Source organism: Solibacillus sp. FSL R5-0691, from assembly GCF_037974225.1.
Taxonomy (GTDB): Bacteria; Bacillota; Bacilli; order Bacillales_A; family Planococcaceae; genus Solibacillus.
Map to the genome: position 1 here is coordinate 1,148,231 of NZ_CP150231.1, position 16,988 is coordinate 1,165,218.

Below are 16,988 nucleotides of genomic sequence, written 5' to 3' on the forward strand. Positions count from 1 at the left end.
TGGAGGCATGGTCATGAAAAAATTTGAAGAAAAAACAATTCAATCCCAACCCATCTATTCAGGGAAGGTTATTTCATTAAAAGTAGACGATGTATCGCTTCCGAATGGTGAAACAGGGAAGCGTGAAATTATTAATCATCCAGGTGCAGTCGCGGTAATTGCCATCACAGAAAACAATAAAATTTTACTTGTTGAGCAATACCGTAAAGCGCTTGAACGTTCAATTATAGAGATTCCTGCCGGCAAGCTGGAAAAAGGGGAAGAGCCTATTGTAACGGCCCGCCGCGAGTTGGAGGAAGAGACAGGCTATACATCGGATCATTTCGAATTTATACAGGCTTTTGCTACATCACCGGGATTTGCGGATGAAATTATCCATATTTACGTAGCAGAAAAGTTAAAAAAATTAGACATTCCGGTTGATTTAGACGAAGATGAATTTGTGGAGCTAATGGAAGTATCATTGGAAGAAGCAGAAGCGATGGTAGCGGACGGTCGTATTTACGATGCCAAAACCGCTTTTGCGATTTTATGGTTGAAATTAAAAATGAAATGAAATCAATAATTGTTTACGCATAAGGACAATTTATGTGCATAAGTTGTATGGACAAGGAGGCGTCCAAATGCGTAAATATCTATATATTCAATATACTTCGATGATTGTCGTATGTTTCATTTGTGGGGTAGTTTGTTATCAGTTATTCGATATTGGACAAGTACAGCAAATTATTAAATACAGTGATCGTAGACTGCTCCAAATGGATAAACCTGAATTGCTTTGGAGTGTAGTTCCTTTCATAGTTGCCTTAAGTATTGTATTATTCTTTTCGACACATAAATATTTGCCGCGTATAGGCCTTATTTTTATTGCAATAAAAGTAACGTTTTTAGGTTTCAGCTCGGTCTATTTACTAGTACAGCATGAATCTATTAAACTCTATGCATTTTGGTGGTTTCCATTTCAGTTAATATATTGTGTACTTTTAATTATGCTCTATCAAATTACTACTAAAACTTCGAGTAGACGAGCCTTGAAAACGGTCATGCCATGGAATAAGATCATTTTCCTGATCGTCGTAATGCTAATTGTTTTTGCAGTCGAAAATTTAGCGATTACTTATTTATTTAAATAATCATTGTCTTGTAATGAGATTTACTCATTTGGTATAATGAAAAGAGTTTAGGAGGGCGTCACATATGGAGAGCCGTATTGATCGAATTAAAAAGCAACTGCATAGTGCGAGCTATAAGCTGACGCCACAGCGAGAAGCAACAGTAGCGGTTTTACTGGAGCATGAGGAAGATCATTTAAGTGCTGAAGATGTTTACTTATTAGTAAAAGAAAAAGCACCCGAGATTGGACTGGCTACTGTATACCGTACATTGGAGCTTTTAACAGAGCTGAAAATTGTCGATAAAATTAACTTTGGTGATGGGGTGTCCCGTTATGATCTACGTCAAGAGGGCGCAAAGCATTTCCATCATCATCTGGTTTGTATCGAATGTGGCGCAGTAGATGAAATTCAAGAAGATTTACTAGAAGATGTAGAAGAAATTGTGGAGAAACGTTGGAACTTTATTATCAAAGATCACCGTCTTACATTCCATGGCATCTGCTGGCGTTGTCATGATAATAATGACAACTCTGGAGACAGCAATGCATAATCTATAATCAAAAAAAGAGCAGCAAAATTTGCTGCTCTTTTTTTGTATGATTTTTTGCATTTGTCTAATAATAATAATAATAATAAAAGACAGGCAGGCATCTACACTTACACAAAAAACTCTATTTCCCTCAAATGTGAGAAATAGAGTTTTGTAGTTTTAATTATTTCGCTGGATGGTGGGCAACAATAAGAACCTTACCTGCATCCAGATCATTCTTTGCAGCTGCATGTTCATTTTCGCCTACACCGATATCAGCAAGCTGATGGTGAAGATCTTCCGGAGTACTTTGGAAGAAGTTTTTAATCGATGCGAAGAAGCCTTTGTCATTTTCCGTTGTGCCAGGAGTTTTGCTCGCATCCACATTGAAAAAGTCGGCAATGTCTTCCGCACGTTTATTGCTGTTTGCGAAGACATGAATATGATCGCGATCATAACCTTCTGTAATAAATGATTCGATTACTGATTTTGCCTGCACACCGTTTTCTACTGATTTTAAAATTGCCATTATATACACTCTCCTTTGTATGAATACTTATGTTATTCCCGAACTCTAACAATTAAAACGTTAAGAGATTCATACAGGCATCATTCAGCTGACAGGAGAACGTGCATACAGATGGAATTTATGTTGTTTTAACGGCTACTGTTCTATGAGATCATGCATTTTTTTTATCTCCAAAAATTGCAGCTGATGGCCATCAATTTCATGGATTTTAAATGCGTAGTTTTCATAAATAAATGTATCTTCAATATTCAGGTCCGGCATGTTTGTGAAGTACCAGCCTCCGATTGTATCAACATTCGGATCTTCAATATCAAGAAACAGCAGTTTAGAAACATCTTCAAGCAATACTTTTGAATAGACTAAATAATGGTCTTCACCGATTTTACGAATATCTGAAACTTCATCATCGTCAAACTCATCGCGAATTTCCCCGACAAGCTCTTCCAGAATATCTTCAACGGTAATCATACCGCTCGTTCCGCCATATTCATCAAGCAGGATCGCAATATGAATGCGCTTTTTCTGCATAATTTGAAGCAGACTTTGAATCGGTGTTGTTTCAATTGTGCGAACGACCGGATTAATATAGTCTTCCAATTTGAATGTCGCCGGTTTGATCCGATTGTTCATACCGAGTGTTAAAAAGTCTTTAATATTTAAAAAACCTAAAATATTATCGCGGTCCCCTTCGTATACCGGGTAGCGTGTATAGCGTTCCTCTGAAACTTGCGTTAACACCTCTTCGAACGTTGCAGTTACATCAAAGCCGACTATATCTGTACGGGGAACCATAATTTCACGTGCGATTTTATCATCGAATTCAAATACATTGTTTACATATTTCAATTCGTTTACATTGATCTCGCCGGATTTATAGCTCTCTGATAAAAGCAGGCGCAATTCCTCTTCCGTGTGGGATAGTTCATGTTCGCTCGCTGGTCGCATCCCGAACAATTTTAATAATAAACGTGCTGAACCATTTAACAGCCAGATTAATGGAAACATAAGTTTATAGAATAATTGTATCGGTTTTGCGAAGGCCAGTGTAATCGCTTCCGCTTTTTGGATGGCAATTGTTTTAGGTGCAAGTTCGCCTACTACTACGTGGAAGAATGTCGCTAAAAAGAATGCACCACCTAATGTAAACCAATGAATAGATTCTGAACCGATACCGAATGATTCGAATAGAGGGTGAAGTATAAATTCAAATGTGGATTCACCGACCATACCGATCCCCAGCGCTGTTACCGTAATACCTAATTGACAGGCCGATAAATATTCATCAAGGTGGGATGTTACATTTTTAGCTGAAATGGAACCAGCTTTACCTTCAGCTACAAGTTGGTCAATACGAGATTGACGTACTTTTACGATCGCAAATTCCGTTGCAACGAAAAAGGCCGTAAAAGCGATTAAAACCGCGAAAATAGTTAAGTTAATGATTGTGGTCAAACGAGCGTTCTACTCACGAAGTAGAACGTTCACCTCCTAGTTATTTAAAATTAATAATAGTGATTGCATGAGTGCAACACTTTCAGGTGAAACTTTTTTACGGAGTTTCTGCCGCTCTTTGTCATCTAAATGCTCCATTAATACCGTTACATCATGTTCGAGTTTGCGCATTTGCAATCGAATATCCTGAACATCGATTTCTTCAGGTTCTTCTTTTGAAGGGCCAAGTAAGCGGTGAATTTCATCGAGGCATTTGCCAAGCTTCTTCTGCTCTTCAATCCAGTGAATACGTTCAATCATTTCTTTATCATAGTAGCGATAATTGGATGCCGAACGTTCTACTTTTAGAAGGCCCAAATTTGTATAATAATCAATAGTTCGTTTTGTCACGCCGGTTGCTGCGGCAAGCTCTCCGATTTTTAGTTTGTCGATCCCAAATTATCACCTCAATCTGTCACGTTTTACTTTCAAGAATACCGTAAATAGTACATTTTGTAAATGGGACGCAATTCATATGAAAGGATTATGCTACACCGAAAAAACGAATGAATGAAGGATAAAACGTCACTTCAATTGTACGAAAATGGTAATATAAATGTATAGAATGCAAGAGGGGCGATTTATATGCAAGCTTTAAAAGATTCAATAGAAGATTATCTACATTTTATTAAAGTCGAACGTCAGCTATCTGATAATACATTACAATCCTATAAGCGTGATTTAGTCGCATATGCCCGTCACATTCATCATGAACAGCGAATCATGGAATTTGATAGCGTTATGCGCGAACATATTTTGCTTTATTTGGACAGCTTACGGTCAGTAGGAAAATCATCGAAGACGATCTCGAGACAAATTTCATCAATCCGTTCCTTTCATCAGTTTTTATTGAGGGAAAAGGTGACGAATCAGGATCCTACCGTTCATTTGGAAATGCCGAAAAAAGAACTGTCATTACCAAAAGTATTATCAATAGAAGAAATTGATGCACTTTTGACTGCACCATCCGAAGAAAAACCACAGGGCACGCGGGATATTGCCATTTTGGAAATGATGTACGGTTCCGGTATGCGTATAAGCGAGCTGATTGAACTGAACTTGGAGGATGTGCATATGACAATGGGCTTCGTCCGTGTATTTGGTAAAGGCGGAAAAGAACGGATTATCCCGCTTGGGCGCAGTGCGATTTCGGCCTGTGTAAAGTATTTGAAAGAGGCAAGACCACAGCTTTTAGGTACTGCACCGAAAAATGATGCGTTTTTCATTACGCAGAGAGGGAAAAGATTCACGAGACAAGGCTGCTGGAAAATCATCAAGGAGCATGCGGCAGCAGCTGGCATTTCCAAAGAAATTACACCGCATGTGCTGCGCCATTCCTTTGCGACACATCTCATTGAAAATGGTGCCGATTTGCGCGCAGTGCAGGAGCTGTTAGGCCATGCGGATATATCAACGACCCAAATTTATACACATGTAAGTAAAACCCGTTTATCGGAAGTATATAAACAATTCCATCCTCGTGCTTAAAAATAGCCTAATCGCGTAACACTAATGGGGAGCTTGGCTTTTATCTATTAAAAATAAATCTTGTGAAATCGGATGTCTGACCTTTACTTTGTTTAGACGTTTTATGTAAAATAGAATGGAAGAAGAGGAGTTGAAAGCATTATGCAACCGTTTAAGAAAGTACATGTAATTGTAATGGATTCTGTTGGTATCGGTGAAGCACCGGATGCCGATAAATTTGGCGATGCTGGCTCAAATACATTAGGACATATCGCAGAAAAAATGAATGGCTTAAATATGCCGAATATGGAGAAGTTAGGTTTATCGAATATTCGTGAACTTAAAGGCATTAATAAAACTGAACACCCTGCTGCATTTTACGGCATGATGCAAGAAGCATCTGTTGGTAAAGATACAATGACAGGGCACTGGGAGATCATGGGGCTGAATATCGATACTCCGTTTAAAGTATACCCGGACGGCTTTCCTGCAGAACTGATTTCCAAGTTGGAGGAAGCAACTGGCCGCAAAGTTCTTTGTAATTTACCTTACAGTGGAACCGCTGTCATTGACGATTATGGTCCGGAACATATGGAAACAGGTGCCATTATTGTGTATACATCGGCAGACCCGGTAATGCAGATTGCAGCACATGAAGAAGTAATTCCAGTAGAAGAACTTTATAAAATTTGTGAAATTGCACGTGAATTGACATTGGATGCAGAATTTTTAGTAGGCCGTGTTATTGCCCGTCCGTTCGTTGGCGAACCAGGTAATTTCACACGTACATCAAACCGTCATGACTATGCATTGACACCATTTGGACGCACGACAATGGCTGAAATGAAGGATTCGAATCTTGATGTCATTGCGATCGGCAAAATTTCGGACATCTTTAATGGTGATGGGGTAACAGAAGCGATTCGTACAAAAAACAACACGGATGGCATGGACAAAATGGCGGAAGTTGTTCGTCGTGATTTCCATGGTATCAGCTTCCTGAACTTAGTGGACTTTGATGCGAACTTTGGACACCGACGTGATCCGATTGGTTACGGTCAGGCATTGGAAGAATTCGACCGTCGTTTACCGGAAGTTATGGAAGCGTTATCAGAAGATGATCTGCTCATAATTACGGCAGACCACGGGAACGATCCGACATTCCCTGGTACAGACCATACACGTGAATATGTACCGTTGATTGTCTACTCACCACGCTTTACTGCAGGATCAGAACTGCAGTTACGTGAGACATTTGCGGATATTGCAGCAACAATTGCAGATAATTTTAATATTGCAGCACCGCAATTTGGCAAAAGCTTTTTATCAGAGCTGAAATAAGGGGGATTTTCCATATGAGAATGGTAGACATTATTGAAAAAAAACGTAACGGCGAAGAATTAACAACAGCTGAAATTCGTTTCTTTGTAGAAGGATATACAGATGGTACGATTCCTGATTATCAGGCAAGTGCATTATGTATGGCCATTTACTTTCAGGATATGACAGATCGCGAACGCGCGGATTTAACAATGGCAATGGTTGAGTCAGGTGATCAGATTGATCTATCTGCAATTGCCGGTATTAAAGTAGACAAGCACTCAACTGGCGGAGTTGGCGATACAACGACATTGCCATTAGCTGCAATGGTAGCTGCTGTCGGTGTTCCGGTAGCAAAAATGAGTGGCCGTGGTTTAGGTCATACAGGCGGTACAATCGACAAGCTTGAAGCGATTGAAGGATTCCATGTTGAATTAACAAGTGAAGAGTTTTCAAAACAAGTTAATGAAATCGGTATGGCGGTTATCGGTCAATCAGGTAACTTAACACCGGCGGATAAAAAGCTGTATGCGCTGCGTGATGTTACGGGAACGGTTTCAAGCATTCCGCTGATTGCCGGTTCAATTATGTCGAAGAAAATCGCTGCAGGTGCAGACGCAATTGTTCTTGATGTTAAAACAGGTGACGGCGCATTTATGAAAACTGTTGAAGATTCAGTTAAACTGGCTGAAGCTATGGTGAAAATCGGTAATAATGTCGGCCGCAAAACAATGGCGATCATTTCGGATATGAGTCAGCCTTTAGGCTATGCAATCGGGAACGCTCTTGAAGTCCAGGAAGCGATCGATACATTAAAAGGTAAAGGGCCAGCTGACTTAAATGAACTTTGCTATACATTAGGTTCTCAAATGGTTGTTGTTGGCGGAAAAGCAGAAACGATCGAAGAAGCTCGAAAAATGCTGGAGGAAGTTGTAGCTAACGGTGCAGCATTGGAAGTACTGAAAAAATTCATCGCCGCACAAGGCGGAGATGCTTCAGTAGTGGACGATCCATCCCGTTTACCTCAGGCAAAATTCAAATTCGATGTACCGGCAAAAGAAGCTGGCTATGTTTCAAAAATCGAAGCGGATGATATTGGAACGGCTGCAATGCTTCTTGGCGCTGGCCGTGCAACAAAGGAATCTGAAATTGATTTAGCGGTTGGGCTTGTCCTTCATAAAAAGGTGGGCGATCAAGTCGAAAAAGGCGAATCGCTTATGACAATCCATGCCAATACAGAAAATGTCGACGCAGTATTGGAAAAAATTTATGCACATGTATACATTTCTGCAGAAAAAGTCGAAGCACCAAAATTAATCGAAGCAATTATTACACAATAACAAAAAAATAAGAATCTTTCGCAGTCCGAATGGATTGCGGAAGATTTTTTTGTGCTTTAAATATTTTACAAATATGATAAAATTAGAAGTATATTGCTGCTTTAAGTAATAAAAATTCTGTTTTATGAATATTTATAAGAAGAAGGGATACTATGAAAGTTAAGTGGTCTGGAAGGTTTGAAGGTTATTCGTTTGCCCATTTCAAAAAGGATTTGTTATCTGGGACGATTGTCGGGATTATTGCTGTACCGTTAGCGATGAGTTTTGCCATTGCTTCCGGTGTCAAACCGGAATACGGGATTTACACAGCGATTATTGCAGGAATATTAATCTCCTTACTGGGGGGGTCGAAGTTCCAAATCGGCGGTCCGACAGGTGCATTTGTTCCGATTTTACTTGGGGTTGTGCTCGTATACGGGTATGAAAACTTGCTCATTGCAGGATTAATGGCGGGAATTATGCTGTTGCTGATGGGAATTTTCAGGCTGGGATCACTAATCAAATTTATCCCGAGGCCGGTAACTGTCGGCTTTACTGCAGGGATTGCCGTTATTATTTTTACCGGACAAATCGGAAATTTTTTAGGGTTAACCAATATGGAGCAGCATGAGAAGTTTCATATGAATGTTCTTGAAATTACTTCCAATATCGGAACCGTTAATTTTTATAGTTTACTCGTTGCCGTGATTAGTTTCGCGTTAATCCTAATCGCACCGAAAGTTTTACCGAAAGTGCCGGGTGCGCTGATCGGAATTATAGTTTCTTCCGTTGTGACGGTACTTTTTTTACAGGGCCATGTTGCAACTATCGGCTCCACATATGGTGCAATACCGAATACAATGCCGGAATTCCATATTCCTGAAATTACATTAGAGCGTGTTTTCATGCTAATCGGACCGGCATTTGTCATTGCAATGCTAGGCGGGATTGAATCATTGTTATCGGCAGTTGTAGCAGATGGTATGACAAACAGCAAGCATAACAGTAACCGGGAACTGATCGGGCAAGGGATCGCCAACATTGTGACACCGTTTTTTGGAGGAATACCTGCAACAGGGGCGATTGCACGAACGGCTACAAATATTAAATCCGGTGCTGTTTCACCACTATCAGGGGTAATCCATGGGTTCTTCGTTTTATTCACACTCTTATTACTCGCACCATTCGCGGTACATATCCCACTTGCAAGTTTAGCTCCTGTACTCATGATGGTCGCATGGAATATGAGCGAACGCCATCATTTTCTGCACATACTCAAATTGAAATCCGGGGATTCGCTTGTTCTATGCATTACATTTTTATTGACCGTATTTATGAGCTTAACGGTTGCCGTGATGGTCGGACTCATTTTAGCGGTAATCCTATTTGCAAAAAGTATGAGCGATAGCCTGACTGTTTCCAAAGTACTGCCGAATTTGGAAAAAGGGAACGGTAAGTTGCAGTCCCAAATTGTATCGGATTTTCATGATTGTCCACAAATCAGTATTTATACGATCGAAGGTCCTCTATTTTTTGGCGCTGCCGAAAAGTTTGAACAGACTTTGCTGAATACGATACAGGAACGACCGAAAGTATTCATCCTGCGCATGCGGAAAGTGCCGTATATCGATTCGACAGGGGAAGAATATTTCCGCAATATCCTTCAAACTATTAAGGCATATGGCGGAAAAGTTTTTGTGACGAATGTTCAGCCTGGATTGGAACAAATGCTTAGACGAAGCGGGTTGTATGATTTGATGGAGGGGGAGCATTTTTATAATACGACAAGTGACGCGATTTCAGCGGCATGCCAGTATATCGAGTTAAGTAAATGTGTCGGATGCACCCACTATGCGTTTAAAGAATGCCGATTGCTGTCTAATGGCATACCACTAGCAGAGCAGGAAGTGCAGGCACAAAACAAATTATCCGAAGCAACAATATAACATGTATAAATTATAGAAAAAGAACAAAGAATAAGAGACTGAATGGAAAGGTAATACTTTCTGTTCAGTCTCTTTTTTCATTTTAGCAATGATTAAAAATAGACCCAGCTACCTATACTGATTTTAGTTGTCGCAGGAGCACTACTTTTAACGAATGAACACTAGTTTTGTCAGCCAGATAGGATTATTTCTGAACTTGCCGAATTTGCATGCAAGAAGGAGGCGATGTAGGTGAACTTTAATTTAACGATGTATCCAAATGATGTATTGATTGTCCAACTATTTGGCGAACTGGATCATCATGAGACAGAAAAAGTGAGAACACATATATCGAAAGCTATTTTACAAGGAAATGTAAAACTACTCGTTTGGAATTTAGAGCATTTGCATTTTATGGACAGTTCCGGAATTGGGTTAGTGCTTGGCAGAATGCGAGAACTCCGAGCTGTCGATGGACAAACAATTTTGTTAAATCCATCAAAAACGATGCAGAAAATATTCCAGTATTCCGGTTTAGGAAATCTCATACAATTTGCATCTGAACAGCAAGTTATTTCACACAGCGAGGGGGATTGTCAATGGATAACGAAATGACGCTAACTTTTTTGGCGCGCAGTGAAAATGAAGGGTTGGCACGTATTGCCGTTACAAGCTTTATGGCGCAACTCGATCCGACAATTGAAGAGCTATCGGAATGTAAAACAATCGTATCGGAAGCTGTATCGAATGCCATTATCCATGGTTATGCCGATAATCCGCATGGCATTATTACGGTTTATGCGGTTCGTTACGGCTCGGAAGTAAGTGTGACGATTAAAGATGAAGGTTGCGGAATTGAAGATATTGAACAGGCACGTGAGCCATTATTCACAACGAAACCGGAGCTTGAACGTTCCGGAATGGGCTTTACAATCATGGAAAGTTTTTCGGATTTTCTGCAAGTGGAATCCGTACTAGGAAAAGGCACAGTCGTAACATTCACAAAACAAATTTTGCCAATAGGGACACTCGTGACATAACGAAATAAGGGGATGGGGAACATCGAGCAGTCATCTGAAACGTTATTAACGCAAGCTTATATGCGTGAACTAATCGCAAAATCACAACAAGGCGATCAAGTTGCGAGAAAAACGATGATTGAAGGAAATACTAGACTTGTTTGGTCTATCGTTCAACGCTTTGCATCAAGGGGTGTTGAACTGGAAGATTTGTTTCAAATTGGCTGTATTGGCTTAATGAAATCGGTTGATAAATTCGACTTGTCCTATGATGTAAAATTTTCCACATATGCAGTGCCGATGATTATTGGGGAGATTCAACGTTTTTTAAGAGATGACGGTATGGTAAAGGTAAGTCGTTCTATCCGGGAATTGAATTACAAAATTCGTCATGCGACTGATGATTATTTGAAAACGAATGAAAAACCACCGTCTGTTGCACAGCTTGCTGAAATACTCCAAGTTTCACAAGAAGATATTTTACTCGCAACGGACGCGATGCGTGATCCGGCAAGTTTGCATGATCAGCTTTTTGAAAATGATGGAGATTCCATTACATTAATGGATCAGATGCGCGATGATAAATCTGAGCTTGCATTTGACTATGTTCCATTGAAAGACATGTTGAAAAGACTTGGGAAACGGGAACAATCGATCATTTATTTCCGTTATTATCTGGATTTAACCCAAACGGAAATTGCCGACCGACTCGGTATTTCACAAGTACAAGTATCACGATTGGAAAAGAAAATACTAGCCCAATTGAAATCATGGATGGATCAGTCTACATTAAGCAGATAGGTTAAGTGACCGCAATTACTCCATGGTGTTTTTAGACTAAATATGAATAAGCGGTGAAAAAATGACAAATCAGCTTTTTACATCACTGAAAATTGCAGAAGGCTTCTTAAATTCAAAATTTGAACCAGAGAAAAACTTTGATTTATGTATTAAAGAAATTACAATAAAAAACTTACCGACTTTAACGGTATATGTTAGTGGTCTCATCAATGGAGACAGTTTAACGGAAATATTGTCCGATTTACAGAGGGACAATGAGGAAGAAGAAATACTGGATGAAGAGGATTACTTTCACGCCCACTTCAACTTCTTCGGGGTCGATCTACCGAAATCGATAGATGAATTTATGATTGGAGTATTAAGTGGGCGAGTAGGGTTTATTACGAAAAGCGGTTACTGCTATTTGACGGAGTTCCGTAATTACCCGGGACGTAATCCGGAAGAACCGGATAATGAAAAAGTTATCCGTGGCTCGAGAGATGGCTTTGCCGAAAATATTATTTTGAATACTGCGTTGGTTCGTCGCAGGATTCGAAGTGAAAAGCTGCGATTCCATATGCACCATGTAACGACCTATGGCCAGACAGATATCGTACTTTCGTATTTGGATGATCTGGTAAACGAACGTCATTTAGAATGGATCCGTGAACGGCTTCAGCAAATTAATCATGATGGATTAACGATGAGTGACAAATCGTTGGAGGAATGGCTGTTTAAGCAAAAATATCATCCGTTGCCGTTTGTCCGTTATACGGAGCGGCCTGATATTGTAGCCGCCCATATTTTAGAGGGGCATATTGCGATAATGGTCGATACATCGCCTTCTGTCATGCTTGTCCCTGTCACCATGTTCCATTTGCTGCAGCATGCGGAAGAATATCGGCAGGCGCCGCTGGTCGGGACAATGATGAGGTTCCTTCGTTTTGGAGCGGTTACTTTAAGCTTTCTTTTACTTCCTTTCTGGTATTTACTCGTAACACATCCGGAATTGCTCCCCGATAAGTTAGCATTTATCGGGATAAATGAGAAAGGTGAAATCCCCATATTCCTGCAAATATTGATTGCGGATATCGGGATTGAATATTTGCGGATTGCGGCAATTCATACACCGACACCATTATCGACCGCAATGGGATTGATCGCCGGTATCATCATCGGGCAAATTGCGATCGATGTTGGACTATTTTCAAGTGAAATTGTCCTCTATACTGCGATTACCGCAATTTTTACATTTGCGATTCCAAACTACGAATTGAGTATTTCGGTGAAAGTATTCCGTTTGGTTCTATTAGGTGCAACAGCGCTATTTGGAGTTAACGGATTCTTTATTGGAGCGTTCCTGATTTTCACTTATCTATGTTCATTAAAACCGATGAATGTGCCGTATTTATGGCCGCTTGTGCCGTTTTTCCCGAAGGCGTTCGCTCGTGTTGTGATTCGAACTCCAATGTCGGAAGATTCGCCAAGACCATTTATCGTGAACGCGAAAAAGAGAAAACGTGTATAAACATGAATTGCATCACTTTGACACCTATGTTAAAGTTCTCATATAATATTTTGTGATTTTTGAGAATATTAACGAGGATTAGCTAAGTCAGGGGAGAATACGATGCATTTATATGGAACACAGCAAATTAATGAACTCGGCCATTTAACAATCGGCGGGGTAGATACAATTGAATTGGCAAACCAATACGGGACACCGTTATTCGTTTATGATACTGCGTTAATTCGTAAACGTTCACGCGGCTTTATCGATACATTTGAACAATTAGGTGTAAAAGCGCAAGTTGCCTATGCTTCCAAAGCATTCGCCTGTGTTGCGGCATATCAGTTAGCTGCGCAGGAAAATCTGTCGCTGGATGTTGTATCAGGCGGAGAGCTTTTTACAGCGATTAAAGCTGGATTCCCGGCAGACCGCATTCATTTCCATGGCAATAATAAATCGGTTGCCGAACTTGAATTGGCGTTTGAAACAGGAATCGGTTGTATTGTAGTCGATAACTTTTACGAGATTTCGTTAATTAAAGAAATTGCACAGCAGAAAAATAAGCAAATGAAAATTTTATTACGTGTGACACCAGGTGTCGAAGCACATACACATGATTTTATTACAACAGGTCAAGCGGATTCCAAATTCGGCTTTGACTTAAATAATGGACAAGCTGATGAGGCATTTAAACAAGTAGTAAATGATGAACATATCGAACTATTAGGTTTACATTGCCACATCGGCTCTCAAATTTTTGAAACAGAAGGCTTTAGTTTGGCAGCGGGTAAAGTAATGCAAAAAATGGGTGCATGGAAAGAACAGCACGGTTTTGTTGCACAAGTACTGAATCTGGGCGGTGGCTTCGGAATCCGTTATACAGAAGAGGATAAACCTTTGGAGCCTCATGAGTATGTTGCGGATATGATTCGCACAGTGCAGGATGAAAGTAAAAAGCTTAATTTAGCGATGCCTGAAATTTGGATTGAGCCAGGCCGTTCTTTAGTTGGGGATGCAGGTACATCACTGTACACGATCGGTTCTCAGAAAACTGTACCAAATGTACGTGAATATATTGCGGTCGATGGCGGGATGAGCGATAATATACGTCCGGCACTTTATGACGCGAAATATGAAGCGATTATTGCCAATAAAGCAAATGATCCAAAAACAAATACATACACTGTTGCAGGTAAGCTATGTGAATCAGGAGATAAGTTAATTATTGATGCGTCATTACAAAATGCACATACCGGTGATATTTTAGCGATGTTCTGTACAGGGGCATACGGGTATTCAATGGCATCAAACTATAACCGTGTTCCAAGACCGGCAGTAGTATTCGTTGAAAATGGAGAGCACCAATTAGCGATAAAACGAGAAAGCTATGAAGATTTAGTGGTAAATGATCTGCCATTAACATTGACAAAGGGTGAATAATCGTTGAAATTATCAAAGCAAGCTAAATGGGGTTTCGGTCTATTAATTGGAATTGTGATTTGGTCGCTCTTGTTCATTTACATTATTAGTCCGCTAATTTACAAATTTTCAAACTGAACGTTGGAAAATTGTGTTATTGCATTTCGGTCGATCTTTTGATAGGATGTGCAATGGTAGAATTGAGGGAATGTAAAATGTTAGTTCGATATAAAAAAACACTTGAAAAAATTGCAATGGGATTAATTTCGTTAATGCCACAAGAAAAAGACATTAAACGCTTAATGGAAACCATTCAACAATATGAGCAAAAAGAAAATTGGACACTTTTCCTATGGAAAAACGGGGAAGAATATGTTGGGGCGATCGGGATTGCAGAAGAAGATGATGCTGTAGTCGTTCAGCATATTACAGTCATCCCGTCGTATCGCGGTGAAGGTGTCGCATTAGAAATGTTACAGGAGCTGCAGAATATGGGATATGAACATATTCAAGCGAATGAAGTTACAAATGCATTTGTCCAAAAATGTATACCTATATTAAAAGAAGTCGACTAATTTACTGTCGACTTCTTTTTTTAAATTCTCTTGCTTCCAGTATTTCTGACCGGTCCCGCAGCATATGTTTATTGAAAATAAAGTGTGATTCCATTGGAGGAACCGACTTTATTCTTTCTTGTGCCAGTTCTTGCAGCTGCCGGTCTGTAATAGGAAGCGGAAATTGTGAAAATGGTTCGTTTTCCTGTATTTTCCGAAGCTTGTTTTTCATCAGAATTAGCAGTTGTCTCACATCAATATATTCGAAAAATTCACTTTCGTAGTTCAGCTCAAAATTAACAATCGCTTTTTCCAGAATGCGTGCAGCGCCAGTAACGTTTCCCCGCCGCCAATGGTACATACCTGTCGCAAGCTGGACATAGCCTACTAAAGGATGCAGCTTTTCTTTCGGTGCGATTTCCTTCCAATATTCTTCTAAAACTTCATGGCATTCAAAATAGTCATTATTGCCGTTAAAATAAGCGCAATAATCGATAAATAGTGGATGAAACAAAGGATGCATTGTTGTCCCCTTTCCTCTATACTAATTAGATAGGTTCTGCTATATTTTGTTGGATTTTGACGAATAAAGTATCTAGCAAAACGTAAAATTAATCATAGCGTGAATTAGATGCTAATGATAATTTCCGATTAACGATAGGTGGTATTTTATGTCTTACGAAGTGAAACTAGACGCCTTTAGCGGGCCGCTAGATTTATTATTGCATTTAATTCATCGTTTGGAAATTGATATATATGATATTCCAATGGCGGAATTAACAGAACAGTATATTGATCATATCCATGCGATGCAAACATTGGAATTGAATGAAGCAAGCGAATATTTAGTCATGGCCGCAACATTACTGGCGATTAAAAGCCGTATGCTCATTCCGATTAATGAAAATGAAATCGATGCTGAAGAGCTCGAAATCGATGAGGTCGATCCCCGGGAAGAGCTTGTTGCACGGTTAATCGAATATAAAAAGTATAAAGAAGCGGCTGTCCAGCTTCAGGAATTGGAAACAGAACGTGGGCAAGTATTCACGAAAGCGCCGGCAGATTTATCGGAATTTATGCCGGAAGAACAATTGGCGCTTTTTGATCAAAATGTAAATGTTTACGACATGTTAAGTGCATTTCAAAAACTAATGCGTCGTAAACAATTGAAAAAACCATTGTCAACGCGCATCGCAAGACAGGAAATTTCAGTGAAGGAACAAATGCGTTCCGTTGTAAACATTTTAAAAAATGCAGGCGGAAGAGTGATGTTCTCGCAATTATTTGAAGCAGAGGATAAGCCAATGCTTGTATTGACGTTTTTAACATTACTGGAATTGATGAAGCGCCAAGTGATTTTTGTCGAACAGCAAAATAACTTCGATGATTTATCCGTATTATTGACAAAGGAGGAAATTGGCGATGAATTCGAACAACTTACTGAGCCGAATTGAGGCACTATTATTCGTAGCAGGTGATGAAGGTATGACCGTTAAACAACTTGCACAATATATAGAAGTAGAACCAATGGATATTGAAGCGGGATTAAGCGAACTGCTGTCTCATTACAATGACGAGGAAATGCGGGGGATTACATTAAAACAGATTGCCGGTACATATCAGTTAACGACAAAACCGGAAGTGACCGACACACTGAAAAAATTAATCGAAAACCCGACAAATCAAGTATTAACCGCAGCTTCATTAGAGGTTCTGGCAATTATAGCGTATAAGCAGCCGATCACGCGCGCGGAAGTGGAAGATCTGCGAGGGGTGAAAAGCGAACGCCCGATTGCGACACTCGTTTCAAGGGCACTTGTACAGGAAGTTGGCAGGGCGGAAGGAACAGGACGGGCAATCTTATATGGGACGACTAAAGAGTTCCTGAATTATTTTGGCTTAAAAAATATTAAAGAATTGCCGCCGTTACCGGAAGAAGTGGATCAGGAAGATGATCAGCCGACAGATTTATTTTTAACGAAGTTCCAGGAAACATTTAACCAAAATTAAA

The 16,988-nt window shown here is 39.9% G+C and carries 19 protein-coding genes; 15 read left to right on the forward strand and 4 right to left on the reverse strand.

Translation table 11 applies throughout. The annotated features are described in order from the left end of the window. Positions 1–13: 13 nt before the first annotated feature. The 3 genes from MKY51_RS05540 to MKY51_RS05550 all read left to right on the forward strand — a co-directional run bounded on the left by MKY51_RS05540 (position 14) and on the right by MKY51_RS05550 (position 1,665). On the forward strand, positions 14–556 hold the full coding sequence (locus MKY51_RS05540) for an NUDIX hydrolase (RefSeq protein ID WP_339175772.1): 543 nt from the start codon (positions 14–16) through the stop codon (positions 554–556). A 67-nt stretch (positions 557–623) separates the two neighbouring features. Continuing rightward, a complete protein-coding gene (locus MKY51_RS05545) occupies positions 624–1,133 on the forward strand; it encodes a hypothetical protein (RefSeq protein ID WP_339175773.1) in 510 nt (169 codons plus the stop codon). A 64-nt stretch (positions 1,134–1,197) separates the two neighbouring features. Then, a complete protein-coding gene (locus MKY51_RS05550; protein WP_079525722.1) occupies positions 1,198–1,665 on the forward strand; it encodes a Fur family transcriptional regulator in 468 nt (155 codons plus the stop codon). A 163-nt stretch (positions 1,666–1,828) separates the two neighbouring features. Here the strand turns inward: MKY51_RS05550 and MKY51_RS05555 are convergent, their stop codons facing one another. The 3 genes from MKY51_RS05555 to MKY51_RS05565 form a co-directional block, all read right to left on the reverse strand. After that, entirely contained in the window at positions 1,829–2,173 is a 345-nt protein-coding gene (locus MKY51_RS05555; protein WP_339175774.1) for a general stress protein, read from the reverse strand. A 135-nt stretch (positions 2,174–2,308) separates the two neighbouring features. Further along, positions 2,309–3,625, reverse strand: coding sequence for a hemolysin family protein (locus MKY51_RS05560; protein WP_339175775.1), 1,317 nt, complete (start codon positions 3,623–3,625; stop codon positions 2,309–2,311). Between the two features lie 36 nt (positions 3,626–3,661). After that, positions 3,662–4,057, reverse strand: coding sequence for a MerR family transcriptional regulator (locus MKY51_RS05565; protein WP_339176577.1), 396 nt, complete (start codon positions 4,055–4,057; stop codon positions 3,662–3,664). A gap of 192 nt (positions 4,058–4,249) precedes the next feature. On the opposite strand from MKY51_RS05565, the gene xerD reads away from it, so the two are divergent. The 10 genes from xerD to MKY51_RS05615 all read left to right on the forward strand — a co-directional run bounded on the left by xerD (position 4,250) and on the right by MKY51_RS05615 (position 14,998). Further along, a complete protein-coding gene (gene xerD / locus MKY51_RS05570; RefSeq protein WP_339175776.1) occupies positions 4,250–5,152 on the forward strand; it encodes a site-specific tyrosine recombinase XerD in 903 nt (300 codons plus the stop codon). 141 nt (positions 5,153–5,293) lie between these two features. Then, positions 5,294–6,472 (forward strand): phosphopentomutase, encoded by a 1,179-nt coding sequence (gene deoB / locus MKY51_RS05575; RefSeq protein WP_339175777.1) that lies wholly within the window; start codon positions 5,294–5,296, stop codon positions 6,470–6,472. Positions 6,473–6,486: 14 nt separating this feature from the next. Next, on the forward strand, positions 6,487–7,791 hold the full coding sequence (locus MKY51_RS05580; protein WP_339175778.1) for a pyrimidine-nucleoside phosphorylase: 1,305 nt from the start codon (positions 6,487–6,489) through the stop codon (positions 7,789–7,791). A 152-nt stretch (positions 7,792–7,943) separates the two neighbouring features. Next, the gene (gene sulP, locus MKY51_RS05585; protein WP_339175780.1) at positions 7,944–9,716 is read left to right on the forward strand and encodes a sulfate permease; all 1,773 of its coding nucleotides are present in this window, start codon (positions 7,944–7,946) and stop codon (positions 9,714–9,716) included. 231 nt (positions 9,717–9,947) lie between these two features. After that, the gene (gene spoIIAA, locus MKY51_RS05590; protein WP_008408083.1) at positions 9,948–10,310 is read left to right on the forward strand and encodes an anti-sigma F factor antagonist; all 363 of its coding nucleotides are present in this window, start codon (positions 9,948–9,950) and stop codon (positions 10,308–10,310) included. Beyond that, positions 10,295–10,735, forward strand: a complete 441-nt coding sequence (gene spoIIAB, locus MKY51_RS05595; RefSeq protein ID WP_079525739.1) for an anti-sigma F factor — start codon at positions 10,295–10,297, stop codon at positions 10,733–10,735. The genes spoIIAA and spoIIAB overlap by 16 nt, the downstream gene beginning before the upstream one ends. A gap of 12 nt (positions 10,736–10,747) precedes the next feature. Then, positions 10,748–11,515, forward strand: coding sequence for a SigF/SigG family RNA polymerase sporulation sigma factor (locus MKY51_RS05600; protein WP_339175783.1), 768 nt, complete (start codon positions 10,748–10,750; stop codon positions 11,513–11,515). Positions 11,516–11,576: 61 nt separating this feature from the next. Further along, positions 11,577–13,022 (forward strand): spore germination protein, encoded by a 1,446-nt coding sequence (locus tag MKY51_RS05605; protein ID WP_339175785.1) that lies wholly within the window; start codon positions 11,577–11,579, stop codon positions 13,020–13,022. A 102-nt stretch (positions 13,023–13,124) separates the two neighbouring features. Further along, positions 13,125–14,444 carry a diaminopimelate decarboxylase gene (gene lysA, locus MKY51_RS05610; protein WP_339175786.1) on the forward strand — a complete coding sequence of 440 codons (1,320 nt, stop codon included), beginning with the start codon at positions 13,125–13,127 and terminating at the stop codon, positions 14,442–14,444. Positions 14,445–14,638: 194 nt separating this feature from the next. After that, entirely contained in the window at positions 14,639–14,998 is a 360-nt protein-coding gene (locus MKY51_RS05615; protein ID WP_339175788.1) for a GNAT family N-acetyltransferase, read from the forward strand. 1 nt (position 14,999) lies between these two features. On the opposite strand, the gene MKY51_RS05620 is transcribed toward MKY51_RS05615, so the two are convergent. Then, on the reverse strand, positions 15,000–15,500 hold the full coding sequence (locus MKY51_RS05620; RefSeq protein WP_339175790.1) for a DUF309 domain-containing protein: 501 nt from the start codon (positions 15,498–15,500) through the stop codon (positions 15,000–15,002). Between the two features lie 148 nt (positions 15,501–15,648). Between MKY51_RS05620 and MKY51_RS05625 the strand changes: the two genes are divergently transcribed. Together MKY51_RS05625 and scpB are read left to right on the forward strand one after the other, a co-directional pair. Beyond that, the gene (locus MKY51_RS05625; RefSeq protein WP_339175792.1) at positions 15,649–16,431 is read left to right on the forward strand and encodes a segregation/condensation protein A; all 783 of its coding nucleotides are present in this window, start codon (positions 15,649–15,651) and stop codon (positions 16,429–16,431) included. Then, on the forward strand, positions 16,400–16,987 hold the full coding sequence (gene scpB, locus MKY51_RS05630) for an SMC-Scp complex subunit ScpB (protein WP_339175793.1): 588 nt from the start codon (positions 16,400–16,402) through the stop codon (positions 16,985–16,987). The genes MKY51_RS05625 and scpB overlap by 32 nt, the downstream gene beginning before the upstream one ends. Position 16,988: the final 1 nt, after the last annotated feature.